Raw genomic sequence first — 15113 nt, 5'->3', positions numbered from 1 at the left:
CAGCCGCAACGCGTTGGCCCTGGGTCCCGGCTCTCCCCCCGGCCTTCGCCGGGGTGCGGCCGGGATGACAAGGTTTAAAGAGACGACATGACGTTCGTAAAACCATCTTTCGTCGCGCTTGCGACCGCCGCCCTGCTCTTAACGGCGACCGTCCAAGCCCAGACCGTCGACCTGGGGCCCGCCCCCGACGGTCCCGGCAGCGCGGTGGTCGAGGAACTGCTGGTGGTCGCCCGCGCCCCTGGTCCTGCGATCTGGCTGGTCGAGAAGGGCGGCGCGAAGCTCTATGTCGTCGGCGCGGCCGCGCCCCTGCCCCATCAGATGGCCTGGAAAAGTCCCCGCCTGGAACGGGCCCTCGATCAGGCCGACCTGTTACTGGCCCCGCCCAAGGCCTCGGTCGGTCCGGGCCAGATCGCCGGTTTCGTGCTCAAGGGCGGCGCGGGCCTGCGTCAGGGTCTGGGCGACAGGCTGGAAGACGAGCTGCCGCCGGACCTGAAGGCCCGCTTCATCTCGGGCCGCACCCGAGCCAAGAAGAGCGCCGGCGAGTACAAGAACTGGACGCCGGCCATTGCGGGATTCCTGCTGCTGTCAGACTTCCGCCAGGCCGCCGGGCTGTCCGAAGCCAAGCCGGTCAGCACGATCGAGCGCATGGCCAGGGCCCGCAAGGTCAGGATCAAGGCCATGGGCCAGTACCGCATGAGCGCGGTGGTCAGCGCCGCCGGCAAGCTGTCGAAGGACGCCCAGCTGGCCTGCCTGACGGATGCCCTCGACGAGCTGGAATATGAAGGCGGCCGGCCCACCACCATCGGTTCGGACTGGGCGCGCGGCGATCTGGCCAGTGTCCGCGCCCGCTATTCCGCCAGCGCCGCCCAGCGCTGCCTGCTGCGTTCGCCCGGGGGCGGCAAGCTTCTGGAGCAGCAGATCGGGCAGTCGGCCAGTGCGTTGACGAGCGCCCTGAACCGGCCCGGCGTCACGGTGGCGGTGGTCGATCTGGCCTTTCTGCTGCCCGCCAACGGGGTGCTGGACCGGCTGAAGGCGAGCGGGGCGACGGTGACGTCGCCGCCGGATTAGAGCTTATAAATTCTGTCATCCCGGCCGCAGCGAAGCGGAGAGCCGGGACCGCCGGAAGCTCGGCGCTTGTGGCGGTCCCGGATAGCCTCTGCGAGGCTTCCGGGATGACAAGAGTTGGGGCTTCGGACCCTACCCCATCCGCCCAATCAACCGCGCCAGCCGCGCCACGCCATCTTCAATCTGAGCCGCGTCGGGCAGCGAATAGCTGAGCCGCAGGGCGTTGGCGGTCGGAACCTCGGCGAAGAACGGCTCGCCGGGCACGAAGGCGACGCGCTCCTCGGCCAGGGCCCGTTCCAGCACGACCTTGCCGTCCATGCCCTCGGGCAGCCAGACCCAGACAAACATGCCGCCCTGCGGCCGCGACCAGGTGACGCCGGGCGGCATGTGGCGGTCCAGGGCAGCCATGATGGTGCGGGCGTTGGCGCCATAGGCCGATCGCAGCATGCCCAGATGCTGGTCATAGCCCTCGACCACGGCGCGATGGGCGACCATCTGGTTGATGGTCGAGAGATGCAGGTCGGCGCCCTGTTTCAGCAGCACCAGCTTCTCGATCACCGCGCGGGGCCCGCAGACCCAGCCGATGCGCAGGGCCGGCGACAGGGTCTTGGAGAAGGTGCCGCAGAACAGGGTGCGGGCCGCCTCGATCCCGCCCGACCGGGCGATGTCGAGCGACAGCAGGGTCGGCAGGGCCTCGCCGCTGAAGCGCAGCTCGCGATAGGCGGCGTCCTCGATCAGGGTCATGTCAAGATCGCCGGCCAGGTCCAGCAGGGTCTCGCGCTCGGCCAGGGTCAGGCTCTGGCCGGTGGGATTGGCGAAGTCGGGGACGAAATAGCCCAGGGCCCCGGTCGCCCGCTCGCGCGTCGCGGCGTCCAGCCCCTCGACCAGTCCGGCTTCCGGCAGATCCAGATAGGCCGGCTCATAGCCGTTGAAGGCCTGCAGCGCGCCCAGATAGGTGGGCCGGGCCACCATCACCGTGTCGCCCCGGGTCAGGAACAGCTTGCCCAGCAGGTCCAGGGCCTGCTGCGAGCCGGCGGTCAGCATGATGTTGCCGGCGTCGCACGGCATGCCGTCGCGGGTCATGCGCTCGGCGATCCAGTCGCGCAGGGGCAGATAGCCCTCGCTGACCGAATATTGCAGGGCCTGGGCCGCCAGTTTCGGATCGGCCAGGATGGCGTCATAGCCGGCCTGGATGCGTTGGGTGGGAAAGAGGCCCGGATTTGGGATGCCGCCGGCGAACGACAGGATGTCGGGCTGATCCAGCAGCTTCAGAAGTTCGCGGATCTCGCTGGCGCGGACGCGGCTCATGCGCTCGCTGAAACGCGTGGCCCAGTCGGGAGTGGTGATGGTCATGTCGTTGAATGTCCGTAGATTTCGCTGACGGCTTGGCCGTCCATGAGCCGCACGCGCGGCGTCTCGCCCGATCAGGTCAGGAGCGTCATACGGAGCGGATAAGGTCCTGCGCGCGACGGAGCCCAAAGCCCCGGCGACCGCTCTGGGTCGTGGTCATGGGCAAAGCCTAGCGCGATCATTCCGCGAAGGGAACGCCCCCGGCGCCCCTGGACAAGGTTTAAGCGTCGATCGCTTGACGACGGAGGCGCACGGCGGGAACCCTGCGAGGCGTCATCAACGGGGAAGCGTCACATGAAGCTCTGGATTTCCGTCGCCGCCCTGGTGCTGACCGCCACGGCCGCCCGCGCCGAGGTCACCGACGCCACCCCCGGCGGTTTCCAGGTTCGGCACGAGGTCGAGATCGCCGCTCCGGCCGCCCGGGTCTGGGCTGCCCTCGTCCAACCCTCCACCTGGTGGGACAGCCGCCACACCTGGTCGGGTTCGGCGGCCAACCTGTCGCTGGCCCCGGCCTCGGGCGGCTGCTTCTGCGAAAGGCTGCCGGACGGCGGCTCGGTGCTGCACATGAGCACCGTCAACGCCTCGCCCAACCAGAAGCTGGTGCTGTTCGGGGCGCTGGGTCCGCTGCAAAGCAGCGGCGCGGCCGGCCATCTGAGCTTTGGGCTGGCGGACACGGCCGGCAAGACCACCCTGACCGTCACCTATGACGTCGGCGGCTACATGAAGGGCGGTCTCAATGCGATCGCCGCGCCGGTCGATGGCGTGATCGGCCAGCAGGTCGCGCGGCTCAAGCGCCAGGTCGAGACCGGAAACCCATAACGGATTAAGCGCTGAACTCATTGTCATCCCGGACAAGCGCGTAGCGCGCAGATCCGGGACCGACGCCTGAACGCTGCGCTCCGGATCGGTCCCGGCTCTACAGGCCGCTACGCGGCCTTCCGGCCGGGATGACACAGGAAAGCCCCAACAAAAAAGGGCGGCCACGAGGGCCGCCCTTTTCCGGACTTTGGGGTCGGGGGAAAGGTTTAGCCGGCCTGGGCCATATCGCCTTCGGTGGCGCCCAGCAGGGCCATTTGCAGGCGCGAGCGGTCGCGGCGGGCCGCTTCCAGGGCGCCTTCGGACAGGGCGGCTTCGGAGGTGAGGCGCTCGATCTGGGCCTGCAGCTCGCCGAGCTTTTCCTCGTTCTGGCGGCGCGCGGTATCCTGGGCCTCCTGCATGACTTCCAGGCGGACGCGCAGCTGGTTGGCGCGCTCCTCGGCCCGTTGCAGGGTCTTGTCGTGGGCGACGGCGGCCTTGGCCAGCTGGTCGGCGCGCTCGATGGCGGCGGCGCGGGCGGTGTCGACGCCGGCGTGACGCTGACGCAGGCCTTCGCCCTCGTCTTCCAGCGAGCGGATGCGGTCGAGGGCGCGTTCCAGGGCGACGTTCAGATCACCGGCCCGGCGTTCGACGGCCTGCTGCTGGGCGCTGGACTCGGCCAGGCGCTGCGAGATCTGGCCGTTCATTTCTTCCAGCTTGTCGGCGCGGCCGGTCGCGGTTTCCAGACGGGTCTGCAGGGCCGAGATCTCGGCGCGGCCGGCCTCGACCTGGCTTTCCAGGCCGCGAATGGTGCGGCCGCTATCGGCCTGGTGCACGGCCAGGGCGTTTTCAGCGGCCTGGATGCGCGCGCGTTCGGCGGCGATCTGGGCTTCCAGATCGGTTTCGATGCGCGACAGGCGGGCGATGTCGATGCCGGCCTGGTCGATGCGCTTCTTCAGGGTCGCCACTTCCTCGACGAGGAGGGCGTTTTCCTGGTTGGCGCGGGCCAGCGAGGCCTCGGCCTCGCCGCGGCGGGTGTCGATGTCCTGGCTCTGGGTGCGCAGGGTGTCGACGTCCTGAACCAGATGTTCGATGCGGGCGGTAGCGTCGCGCAGCGAGGCGTCGAGATTGCCGACCTTGAGATCGGACTGCAGCAGGCCGTTGCGCAGGCGATCGATCTCGAGGGCATTGTCCTCAAGGGTGGAGTCCTGGGCCTGGATGCGGGCGTCGGATTCGCCCAGCGCCGTGCGGGTGACGGCCAGCTTGGCGGTGAGCTCGCGCTCCTCGGTCTGGGCCAGGGCGACCTGGCGCAGGGCCTGTTCGTAATTCGTGCGCAGGGCGATCAGTTCAGCGTGCTCGGCGCGGCGGGCTTCGAACTCTTCGGCGACCGGCTGGCGGATCTCGGCCAGCAGAGGCTCGATGGCCCGCAGGTGCTCTACGACGCGGCTGATGCTGTCGAGGCCGCCATGGATGGTCTCATAACGGACGCCGATGGCCTGGGTGGATTCGATCAGCCGCTCAGCGAATTCCGGCCGCCCGGCGTCTTCGACCAGCATGGCCGGCTTGACGGTCTTCGTGTCACGCACGTTCTTCGACAGAAGCCGCATCTCGCCCATCCCCTTGATCAACCCAAGGCCCCGTGAGCGCCGACGGCACGATAGCCGCCAAGCCCCGAATCCCTTGCCCAGAAGTTAACAAAATAGTCGAAGGTCAAGGCGAATGTCGAGGGCGCTAGCGTCGCACCCGCGCTGAACCTTGCCCTCTCGGTTCGCCTGCGACGCGAAAGCCGCCGCGCCGACCGGCAAGGTCAGACGCGACGGCTCACAGGATCGTCCGGGGACGGCGTTCAGGCCGCCGCCTGCTCCGCCGTTTGGGCCGGCTCCAGGCGGATCAGGTAGTCAAAGGCCGACAGCGAGGCCTTGGACCCCTCGCCCATGGCGATGATGATCTGCTTGTAGGGCGTGGTGGTCGCATCGCCGGCGGCGAACACGCCGGGGATCGAGGTTTCGCCGCGATAATCCACTTCGATCTCGCCGCGATTGGAGAGGGCGACGCCGCTGTCCTTCAGCCATTCGGTGTTGGGCACCAGGCCGATCTGCACGAACACGCCTTCCAGGTCGATGCGGTGGGTCTCGTCGCTGCCCCGGTCCTTGTAGGTCAGGCCGTTGACCTTGGCGCCGTCGCCGTGGATCTCGGTGGTCATGGCCGAGGTGACGACGGCCACATTGGGCAGGCTGGCCAGCTTGCGCTGCAGCACCGCGTCGGCCCGCAGCTGGTTGTCGAACTCGATCAGGGTCACGTGGGCGACGATGCCGGCCAGGTCGATGGCCGCCTCGACGCCGCTGTTGCCGCCGCCGATCACCGCCACGCGCTTGCCCTTGTACAGCGGGCCGTCGCAGTGCGGGCAATAGGCCACGCCACGGTTCTTGTACTCGGTTTCGCCGGGCACATTGACGTTGCGCCAGCGGGCGCCGGTCGAGAGGATCACGCTGCGCGACTTCAGGATGGCGCCGTTCTCCAGCTTGACCTCGATCAGGCCGCCCGGGGTCTTGGCCGGAACCAGACCCACGGCCTTCTGCAGGTTCATGATGTCGACGTCATAGTCCTTGACGTGCTGCTCCAGGCCCGAGACCAGCTTGGGACCCTCGGTGTGCGAGACCGAGATGAAGTTCTCGATGGCCATGGTGTCCAGCACCTGGCCGCCGAAGCGCTCGGCCGCGACGCCGGTGCGGATGCCCTTGCGGGCGGCATAGATCGCCGCTGCGGCCCCGGCGGGGCCGCCGCCGATCACCAGAACATCGAACGCGGCCTTGGTCTTGATCTTCTCGGCCGCGCGGGCGACGGCGCCGGTGTCCAGCTTGGCCAGGATCTGTTCCAGGTCCATGCGGCCCTGGCCGAAGGGCTGGCCGTTCAGCAGGATGGTCGGCACGGCCATGACCTGGCGCTGCTCGACCTCATCCTTGAACAGGGCGCCGTCGATGGCGACGTGGGTGATGTTGGGGTTCAGGGCGGCCATGGTGTTGAGCGCCTGGACCACGTCCGGACAGTTCTGGCAGCTCTGCGAGAAGTAGGTCTCGAAGTGGAACGGGCCCTCCAAAGCGCGAACTTGGTCCAGCACCTCGGCGTCGACCTTGGGCGGATGGCCGCCCACGTGCAGCAGGGCCAGCACCAGCGAGGTGAACTCGTGGCCCAGCGGCAGGCCGGCGAACCGGACGCCAACCTTGTCTTGGGGCGCATCGCCCGCCGCGCGGGTGATGGCGAACGACGGCTTGCGCGCATCGTTTCCGGCCAGGTTGAGGCTGACCTTGTCAGAGGTCCCGGCCACGTCTTTGAGCAGCGCCAGCATCTCTTTCGAGCCCGCGTCCTCGCCCAGCGAGGCGACCAGTTCGATCGGCTGGCGCAGGTTCTGCAGATAGGCGTTCAGCTGGGTCTTCAGACCTTCGTCCAACATGGCGGGCTCCGAATGCGAGGCGCAATTGTCCTGTGATCAGGAAACGCGCGAAATTTTGGGAAGGGGGCGCCGCCGCCGGCTCCGTGGGGAGACGATCAGCGGACGACGGCGCCGTATCACCAACCCTTGCGGGCCGGCAGGTAGGCTTAGGCTTTAGATCTTGCCGACGAGGTCGAGCGAAGGCTTCAGGGTCTTTTCGCCTTCTTCCCACTTGGCCGGGCAGACTTCGCCCGGGTGGGCGGCGACGTACTGGGCGGCCTTGACCTTGCGCAGCAGTTCCAGGGCGTCACGGCCGATGCCGCCGGCGGTGATTTCGACAATCTGGATCTTGCCGTCCGGGTCGACGACGAAGGTGCCGCGGTCCGCCAGGCCGACTTCCTCGATCATCACGTCGAAGTTGCGGGTGATCGTGCCGGTCGGGTCGCCGACCATGGTGTAGGCGATCTTGCCCACGGCTTCCGAGGTGTCGTGCCAGGCCTTGTGGGCGAAGTGGGTGTCGGTCGACACCGAATAGATCTCGACGCCCAGCTTCTGGAACTCGGCGTAGTTGTCGGCCAGGTCTTCCAGCTCCGTCGGGCAGACGAAGGTGAAGTCAGCCGGATAGAAGAACACGACCGACCACTTGCCCTTCAGGTCGGCGTCGCTGACGGTAATGAACTTGCCGTTCTTGAGGGCTTCGGCCGTGAAGGGTTTGATGGTGGTGTTAATCAGGGACATGGCGTGCTCCGTAAATGGGTGAAGCCTGTCTATCCAGCGCCGCTCGATAGGTCCAATCGATTAAATCATTCCCGTGGATAGGTTCTTTCTATACGCCTCGCCCTGAAGGCTCTATAGGGACGGCATGCTGCCCACCCTGCGCCAACTGCAATATCTGAAGCTTCTGTCGGAGCACGGCTCGTTCAGCCGCGCCGCCGAGAGCGCCCATGTCACCCAGCCCACCCTGTCGGCGGGGATCCAGGAACTGGAAAAGATCCTCGGGGCGCCCGTGGTCGACCGGGCGCGCTCGGGCGTGATCCTGACCGCCGCCGGCCAGGAGGCCGTGCGCCGGGCCCAGGACATCCTGACCCGCACCGAGGATCTGGTGCAGGCGGCGCGCGGCGCGGGCCTGCCGCTGGCCGGCCGGTTCCGGCTGGGCGTTATCCCGACCATCGCCCCCTACCTGCTGCCGCGCGCCCTGCCCGTGCTGCGTGACCGCTTCCCCAAGCTGCGGCTGTTCCTGCGCGAGGACCTGACCCAGCGCCTGATCGCCAGCCTCAAGGCCGGCGCCCTGGACGCCGCCCTGATCGCCCTGCCCTATGACATGTCGGGCCTGGACTGGGCCCATGTCGAGGATGACGAACTGCTGGCCGCCGCCCCCGCCAACCATCCGATGGCCGCTTCGGTCCGGGTCGATCCCGACAGCCTGGCCGGCGATGACCTGATCCTGCTGGAGGACGGCCACTGCCTGCGCGACCACGCCCTGGCCGCCTGCGGGCTGGAGGCCCCCAAGGCGTTTGGCGACGAGGAAAGCTTCGCCGCCACCTCCCTGCCGACCCTGGTGCAGATGATCGGCTCGGGCCTGGGCATCTCGTTCCTGCCGGCCATGGCGGTGCAGGCGGGCCTGACCGACAACGCCGCCGTCACCGTGCGGCCGCTGGATCACGCCCACTCCAGTCGCGAGATCGTGGTGGCCTGGCGGGCGGGCTCCACCCGCGCGGCCGAGGGGCGCCTGCTGGCCGAAACGCTGCAGGCCGTCTGATCGCGGCGTCAGGGCCGGTCGAGCGGCCTAAAACGCGATAATCAGATATATCTAAATACGCTCTTGCCTTTCGACCGATCCGATATATCTATTGTTTCGATATAACGAAATAGGATCGAAACGACATGTTTGGACGACACCATCACCACCACGGCGGCCGCGATGGCGGCCACCACAGCCGTCACCCCTTCGGCTTTCACGGCCATGACCACCACGGACGCGGACCGGGCCGGGGCGGCGGTCGCATGGGCCGGTTCTTCGACCACGGCGACCTGCGCTTCGTGGTTCTCAAGCTGATCGCCCAGCAGCCCAGCCACGGCTATGAGCTGATCAAGGCCATCGAAACGGCGGCCGGCGGCGCCTATACCCCCAGCCCGGGCGTGGTCTATCCCACCCTGACCCTGCTGGAAGAGCTGGGCTACATCACCGTCACCGAGGCCGGCGGCGGCAAGAAGCTGCACACCATCACCCCCGAGGGCGAAGCCTTCCTCGAAGCCAACGCCCAGCCGGTGAAGAGCCTGTTCGAGCGCATGGCCGAGGCCGCCGCCCGCAGCGCCGCCTTCTCGCCGCAGATCCTGCGGGCCCGGGAAAACCTCAAGACCGCCCTGCGTCTGCGGCTGACCGCCGGCCAGCTGTCGGCCGAGCAGGTCGAGAAGATCGCCAAGGCCCTGGACGACGCGGCCGGCGTCATCGAGCGCATCTGATGGAGACCCTGATGCAGAGCCATGCCCGCCTGACCACCGACAAGGGCGCCCGCTACATGACCCAACTGGCCAAGCACTGGAGCCACAAGTTCGTGGTCACCTTCGACGAGACCACCGCCCGCATTCCCCTGCCGATCGGGGACTGCCGGATGCTGGCCGACGAGACCGGCCTGGACATCACTGTCGAGACCTCCGGCCTCGACGGCCTGGCCCGACTGGAAGACGTGGTCGCCGAGCATCTGCTGCGCTTTGCTTTCCGTGAAGGCGTGGAGAAGCTGGCCTGGACCCGCGCCTGGGACGCCGGGCGGATCGATCCGCCGGCGCTGCGGGTGGGGCTGAAGGGTTAGTGAACGCCTCGGCGCCCTCTTCCGCTCTCCCCGGCGAAAGCCGGGGTCCAGATCGAACCCCGAGCGGTCATCGGTTTGGCTAGGTCGGAAGGCGCGTCATCCCCAGACGCTCAGGCTGAATCTGGGCCCCGGCCTTCGCCGGGGAGAGCGGATTCAGAAAATCAGCAATCGAACTCAGTGCAGCCCGCGCAGCAGGTCCAGCCGGCGCATCGCCTTGCCGGGCAGTTCCGACATCCGGCCCAGCGGCAGGGACTCGGCCATGTGGCGCACGCCATAGGCGGCCTGGCGCACGAAGGTGGCGGGTGAGGGCGAGCCCAGGAAGCCGAACACCACGGTCTGCTGGGCGTTGGAGAGTTCACGCTTGAAGCGGTAGTCGCCGGCCCCGAGGTCGAGACGGTCGTAAGGCGTGCCGTCCATGCTTCTCAGAATGTCCTGGAACAGCATCAGGCCGGGCGAATAGCGTTCGAGCGCGGCATTGTGGGCGATCAGCCAGCCATGGACGGTGTGGGCGCCCCGCAGGTGCAGGTGCACGGCGGCCAGCTTGCCGCCCAGGTGCAGGGTGTAGAGCCCGCCGCCGAAGACGGGGTCGCGGGTCGCGAACAGGGCGTTGACCAGGTCCATGACCCAGGGCGTCCTGAAATAGTCAGTCTGGCCGGTGGCGATCAGCTGGGCGCGTTTCCAGGCGATCAGCTGGTCGAAATCGGCGCGCGACTCCGACATCGCGGTGAAGACGGCCGGGCCGACCTCGCGCTCGACCTTGCGGCGTTTCTTGTCGATGTCCTTGAGCACGCCCGAGCCGGCGGCCCTGCGTCCGGCTTCATAGGCGGCGTAGCCGTCCGGGATCTCGACAATCCAGGACTCGGTCTGGCCGCGACCGTGGCGGGCCAGGGTCTCGTCGTCAGCCTGCATGTGGCAGAAATCGAGGCGATGGACGTGCAGGGCGGTCAGCAGCTGGCGCGGATCCATCGCGACGCCGGGGGCCGAGACCAGGGCCTGATAGTCGCACATCGGGGCGCCGACCGGCATGCCGACATCGGCGCGAACCCGGGCGGGCAGGAAGCCGATGGCCTGGCCGTCTTCGGCGCGCAGGATGGCGACCTTGATCTCGCCGGCCTTCTTGCCGGTCGCCGCGCGGGCCCGGGCCACGGCCTGGGTCCAGCGCGGCGACAGGAAGGGCGAGTCCAGGCGCGCCTGACCCACCTGCAGGCTCGACCAGCGGTCGATGTCTGTGAGGCTCAGCTCCAGCGCGGGAACGACTTCAATCTTCAAGGACGATGGGCTCTGGGCGACTCACGACCGATCTGGTCGGCCGCGAGTCTGACCCAGATAGCTTTCCCTAGTGTTGACGAAACCCCGTTTTGGGTAGGGCCGTTTTACTGAATTAATCCATCAGCTTGCGCGACAGATACACATATTCCAGGGCCTGGCGGCGGGCGGTTTCGGCCAGGTTGGCCGAGGCCGCGTGCCCGCCGTCGATGTTCTCGTAATAGAGGACGGGGTAGCCCAGCGCTTCCAGACGCGCCGCCGCCTTGCGGGCGTGGGCGGGGTGGACGCGGTCGTCCTTGGTCGAGGTCTCGATGAAGACTTCCGGATAGTTCTGGCCGGCTTTCAGGTTCGAATAGGGGTCATACCGCTCGATCACGGCCCGCTCCGACGGTATGGCCGGGTCGCCATACTCGCCAACCCACGAGGCCCCGGCCCCGATCTGGCTGTAGCGGATCATGTCGAACAACGGCACCTGCACGACGATGGCGTTGTAGAGCTCGGGCCGCTGGGTCAGAGCCACGCCCATCAACAGGCCGCCGTTGCTGCCGCCCATGATCCCCAGCCGCCGGGGCGAGGTGATCCTGCGGTCGATCAGGTCCTGGCTGACGGCGAAGAAGTCGTCATAGACCTTCTGGCGGTTCTCCTTGAGGCCCGCCGAATGCCAGGCCGGGCCGAACTCACCGCCGCCGCGGATATTGGCGACCACGTATGTGCCGCCGCGCTCCAGCCACAGCTTGCCCATCACGCCTGAATAGCCGGGCGTCATCGACACCTGGAAGCCGCCATAGGCGTAGAGCAGGGTGGGGGCGCTACCGTCGTATTTCACGCCCTTGGGCCGCACGACGAAGTAGGGGATCTTCGTCCCGTCGGTGCTGGTGGCCTCGAACTGCTCGACCACATGGGTTGAAGCGTCAAAACGGGCCGGAGAGGCCTTGACCTGTTCCAGCTTCAGGCTGCCGGCGTCAGCCAGCCAGAAGGTCGAGGGCGTCAGATAGCCGGTGACGGTGACGAACAGGCGCTCGTCCGTCTCGGCGCTGGAGCCCAGGCCGATCGCGGAATTGGCCGGCAGGGCCAGGTCCTGCGACGTCCAGCCCTCGGCGCCATGGGTCAGCACCCGGGCCGCGCCCTTGACGTTGTCCAGCAGGGCCACGACCAGCCTGGTGCGGGTGGTGGTGACCTGCTCCACCGACTGTTTCGCCGTCGGACGCAGAACGAGGGTCGCCTTGGCGCTGGTCGGGGCGGCCTTCAGGGCGGCCAGGTCGAAGCTGATCAGGTCGCCGGTCTTGAAGCCCTTGTCGGCCCAGTCCTGCTCCAGCAACACCACCATCTGGCCGGCGACATAGGCCTGGATCGAGCTTTTCAGCGGCAGGTCCAGCTTGACCGCGCCCTTGTCGGTCAGCAGGTGCTTTTCGCTCTCGAAGAAGGTCACGCCGCGATAGGCGATCACCGCCTGGGTGACGCCATCGGCGTCGCGCAGCACGAAGGGGCTGACCGACACGTCGGTCTCGGTCCCGCGATAGACCTCCTGCGCCGCCGACAGCGGCTGGCCGCGTTTGACGGTCTTCAGCACATAGGCATAGCCCGACTTGGTGACCTGACCGGGCTCCCACTCGCGACCGACCAGCAGGGTATCCCGATCCAGCCAGCTATAGTCCTGCTTGCCCTCGGGCAGGGTGAAGCCGCCCGCCACGAAGCTCTTGGTCGTGGTGTCAAACTCGCGAACCGTCACGGCGTCCTTGCCGCCGTCCGACAGGGTGATCAGGCAGCGCGTCTCTTCCGGCGGGAGACACGAAGCGCCCTTGAACACCCAGTTGGCGCTCTCGGCTTTCGACAGGGCGTCGATGTCGAGGATCGTCTCCCAGACCGGCTCGGCCGTGCGGTAGCTGTCCAGCGTGGTCGTGCGCCACAGGCCGCGCACATGGGTCGCGTCCTGCCAGAAGTTGCGCAGGGACCCGTCGCCGGTGAACGACACGCTGGGCACCCGGTCCTTGGCGTTGAGGATCGCCAGGGCCTGGGCTTCCAGGCCGGCATAGCGGGCGTCGCCCTGCAGCACCGGCAGGGTCTTGCCGTTCTGGGCCCTGGCCCAGTCCATGGCCCGGGTCCCTTCGATCTCCTCCATCCACAGATAGGGATCGTTCTTGCCCAGTTCCGACAACGGCGTGCGCGCCTCGGCAGGGACCGGGGCGGTGGGTTCGGCGGCGTGAGATGCGGTCATCAGGCTCATGGACGCTAACAGGGCAAGGACAAGGCGACGCATGGACTTAGTGATCCATCAGCTGACGTGACAGGTAGGTGTAGTGCAGCGCCCAGCGGCGGGCGTTGGACTTGGGGTCCGCGCCATTGGCGTGGCCGCCGTCGGTATTTTCGAAATACAGGTTATCCACCTTCAGATCGTCCAGCCTTGCCGCGAACTTGCGGGCGTGGCCGGGATGGACGCGGTCGTCCTTGGTCGAGGTGGTGATATAGGCCAGCGGGTATTTCACCCCGGCCTTCAGGTTCTGATAGGGCGAATAGGCCTCGATGAAGGCCCGCTCTGCCGGAATGGCCGGGTCGCCATATTCGCCGATCCACGAGGCGCCGGCCGGCAGGACGGTGTAGCGGATCATGTCCAGCAGCGGGCTTTCGACCACCACCGCGTTCCACAGGTCGGGCCGCTGGGTCAGGGCCACGCCCATCAGCAGGCCGCCGTTGGAGCGGCCATAGGCGCCCAGGTGGCGGGGCGAGGTGATCTTCTTGGCGATCATGTCCTCGGCCACGGCGTAGTAGTCGTCGAAGGCCCGCTGACGATTGGCCTTCAGGGCCGCGTCGTGCCAGGCCGGACCAAACTCGCCGCCCCCCCGGATATTGGCGACCGCATAGCTGCCGCCCTTCTCCAGCCACAGCTTGCCGATCAGCGGGTCATAGACCGGCAGCTTGGACAGGTTGAAGCCGCCGTAGGCGTGCAGCAGCGTGGGGTTGGAGCCGTCGTGCTTGTGGCCCTTGGGATGGATCAGGAAATAGGGAACCTTGGTGCCGTCCTTCGACGTGGCGACCTTCTGCTCGACCTCGAGGTTGCCGCCCTCGAACTGGGCGGGCAGGGCCTTGACGGTTTCGGACGCGCCGCTGACCGCGTCGGCCAGTTTCAGCTGGGTCGGGGTGGTGAAGCCCTCGACGCTGTAGAAGATCTGATCGCCTTCGTCGGCGTGCGAGCCCAGCGACACTGACGCGTTGGGCAGGCCGGGCAGAGCGGCCTTGGTCCAGGTCGCGCCATTGGCGCGGAAGGTGAACACCCCGCCGCGCACATTGTCGTAGATCGCCGCGACCACCGCGTGGTCGGTGACGGTCACCTGATCCACGGCCTGCACCAAAGATGGGGCGAAGACCACGCTGGTCGACAGGCCCGCGTCAGGCGTCACGGCGACGATGGAGCCGGCCTTGGCGCCCAGGCCGTCCTCGTTCAGCTCGACGATCAGCCTGCCATTCAGCAGGCCGGCGATGTTGGCTTTCTGCGGAATGGCCAGGGGTGCGACCTTGCCGCCCGACCAGACATTGTGCTCGGTGTGGAAGAAGTCGGTGGCGCGGTCGATCAGCACCACCCGGTTGCCCGCCGCGTCGCGCAGCACATTGGGACGGGCCGAGACGTCGCTCTTCTGGCCCCTGAAAACCTCGACGGCGTCGGCCAGGGCCTGACCGCGCTTCAGGGTCTTGATGACCATGCCATAGCCGCTGTCGGTGGTCGTGCCCTCGCCCCAGTCGCGCGTCAGGATCAGGGTGTCGGCGTCCAGCCATTCAACGGTCTGCTTGCCTTCGGGCAGGACGAAGCCGCCGTCCATGAAGGCCTTGGTCGTGAGGTCGAACTCGCGGACCTCGACCGCGTCCTTGCCGCCGTTGGAGAGGTTCACCAGGCAGCGGTCATGGGTTTTGGGCCGGCAGTCGGCCCCCTTCCAGATCCAGTTCTTGCCCTCGGCTTTCGCCAGGGCGTCGATGTCCAGCACCGTCTCCCAGACCGGCGCGGCGGTCTTGTAGGAGGCCAGTGTCGTGCGCCGCCAGATCCCGCGCACATGGGTGGCGTCCTGCCAGAAGTTGAAGACGCTGGTCCCGATGAAGTTGGGCGCCGCGATGCGGTCTCTGGCCGACAGGATCGTCAGGGCCTGCGCCTGCAGGCCCGCGAAGCGCGGATCGCCCGACAGGAGCGGCAGGGTCCTGTCGTTCTCCGCGTTCACCCAGGCCAGGGAGTCGGGGCTTTCCACCGCCTCCAGCGCCAGGTGGGGATCGCTGTCCTGCGCCAGCGCGGCGCCGTGGGACAGCAGGGTCAGGGCCAGGGCCCCGGCGGAACAGGTGCGAAGCAGGGTCATGGGCCGGGACGGTATCGAAAAATCTGACGCGCGCCAGAGCCTGCCAAGCATGACAGCCCAAAG

General features: G+C 67.6%; 12 protein-coding genes. 5 read left to right on the top strand and 7 right to left on the bottom strand.

The features are described from left to right. Nucleotides 1–87 precede the first annotated feature (87 nt). Nucleotides 88–1068, top strand: a complete 981-nt coding sequence (locus tag ACN2C7_RS01345; RefSeq protein WP_419319397.1) for a TraB/GumN family protein — start codon at nt 88–90, stop codon at nt 1066–1068. Nucleotides 1069–1197: 129 nt separating this feature from the next. Here the strand turns inward: ACN2C7_RS01345 and ACN2C7_RS01340 are convergent, their stop codons facing one another. After that, nucleotides 1198–2418 (bottom strand): PLP-dependent aminotransferase family protein, encoded by a 1221-nt coding sequence (locus ACN2C7_RS01340; RefSeq protein WP_419319396.1) that lies wholly within the window; start codon nt 2416–2418, stop codon nt 1198–1200. 291 nt (nt 2419–2709) lie between these two features. Here ACN2C7_RS01340 and ACN2C7_RS01335 point away from each other — a divergent pair, with 291 nt between their 5' ends. Continuing rightward, nucleotides 2710–3234: an SRPBCC family protein gene (locus ACN2C7_RS01335; RefSeq protein ID WP_419319395.1), complete on the top strand. Its 525-nt coding sequence runs from the start codon at nt 2710–2712 to the stop codon at nt 3232–3234. A 206-nt stretch (nt 3235–3440) separates the two neighbouring features. Here ACN2C7_RS01335 and ACN2C7_RS01330 read toward each other — a convergent pair whose 3' ends face one another. The 3 genes from ACN2C7_RS01330 to ahpC form a co-directional block, all read right to left on the bottom strand. Next, entirely contained in the window at nt 3441–4817 is a 1377-nt protein-coding gene (locus tag ACN2C7_RS01330; RefSeq protein WP_419319394.1) for an intermediate filament-like cell shape determinant CreS, read from the bottom strand. Nucleotides 4818–5056: 239 nt separating this feature from the next. Continuing rightward, the gene (ahpF, locus tag ACN2C7_RS01325; protein ID WP_419319393.1) at nt 5057–6661 is read right to left on the bottom strand and encodes an alkyl hydroperoxide reductase subunit F; all 1605 of its coding nucleotides are present in this window, start codon (nt 6659–6661) and stop codon (nt 5057–5059) included. A gap of 153 nt (nt 6662–6814) precedes the next feature. Further along, nucleotides 6815–7378, bottom strand: coding sequence for an alkyl hydroperoxide reductase subunit C (gene ahpC / locus ACN2C7_RS01320; RefSeq protein WP_419319392.1), 564 nt, complete (start codon nt 7376–7378; stop codon nt 6815–6817). Between the two features lie 124 nt (nt 7379–7502). Here ahpC and ACN2C7_RS01315 point away from each other — a divergent pair, with 124 nt between their 5' ends. The 3 genes from ACN2C7_RS01315 to ACN2C7_RS01305 all read left to right on the top strand — a co-directional run bounded on the left by ACN2C7_RS01315 (nt 7503) and on the right by ACN2C7_RS01305 (nt 9450). Then, nucleotides 7503–8399, top strand: coding sequence for a hydrogen peroxide-inducible genes activator (locus ACN2C7_RS01315; RefSeq protein ID WP_419319391.1), 897 nt, complete (start codon nt 7503–7505; stop codon nt 8397–8399). A gap of 125 nt (nt 8400–8524) precedes the next feature. Then, nucleotides 8525–9103: a PadR family transcriptional regulator gene (locus ACN2C7_RS01310; protein ID WP_419319390.1), complete on the top strand. Its 579-nt coding sequence runs from the start codon at nt 8525–8527 to the stop codon at nt 9101–9103. A gap of 11 nt (nt 9104–9114) precedes the next feature. Next, a complete protein-coding gene (locus ACN2C7_RS01305) occupies nt 9115–9450 on the top strand; it encodes a DUF2218 domain-containing protein (protein WP_419319389.1) in 336 nt (111 codons plus the stop codon). Between the two features lie 174 nt (nt 9451–9624). Here ACN2C7_RS01305 and ACN2C7_RS01300 read toward each other — a convergent pair whose 3' ends face one another. The 3 genes from ACN2C7_RS01300 to ACN2C7_RS01290 all read right to left on the bottom strand — a co-directional run bounded on the left by ACN2C7_RS01300 (nt 9625) and on the right by ACN2C7_RS01290 (nt 15050). Beyond that, on the bottom strand, nt 9625–10719 hold the full coding sequence (locus tag ACN2C7_RS01300; protein WP_419319388.1) for a GNAT family N-acetyltransferase: 1095 nt from the start codon (nt 10717–10719) through the stop codon (nt 9625–9627). A gap of 112 nt (nt 10720–10831) precedes the next feature. Continuing rightward, nucleotides 10832–12973, bottom strand: coding sequence for a prolyl oligopeptidase family serine peptidase (locus tag ACN2C7_RS01295; protein ID WP_419319387.1), 2142 nt, complete (start codon nt 12971–12973; stop codon nt 10832–10834). A 4-nt stretch (nt 12974–12977) separates the two neighbouring features. Continuing rightward, nucleotides 12978–15050: a prolyl oligopeptidase family serine peptidase gene (locus ACN2C7_RS01290; RefSeq protein WP_419319386.1), complete on the bottom strand. Its 2073-nt coding sequence runs from the start codon at nt 15048–15050 to the stop codon at nt 12978–12980. Nucleotides 15051–15113 lie beyond the last annotated feature (63 nt).

The sequence above is a fragment of the Caulobacter sp. ErkDOM-E genome (assembly GCF_048541895.1).
Classification (GTDB): domain Bacteria; phylum Pseudomonadota; class Alphaproteobacteria; order Caulobacterales; family Caulobacteraceae; genus Caulobacter.
The sequence above is the reverse complement of the archived record's forward strand: the minus strand, read 5'-3'. Positions and strand labels throughout refer to the sequence as shown.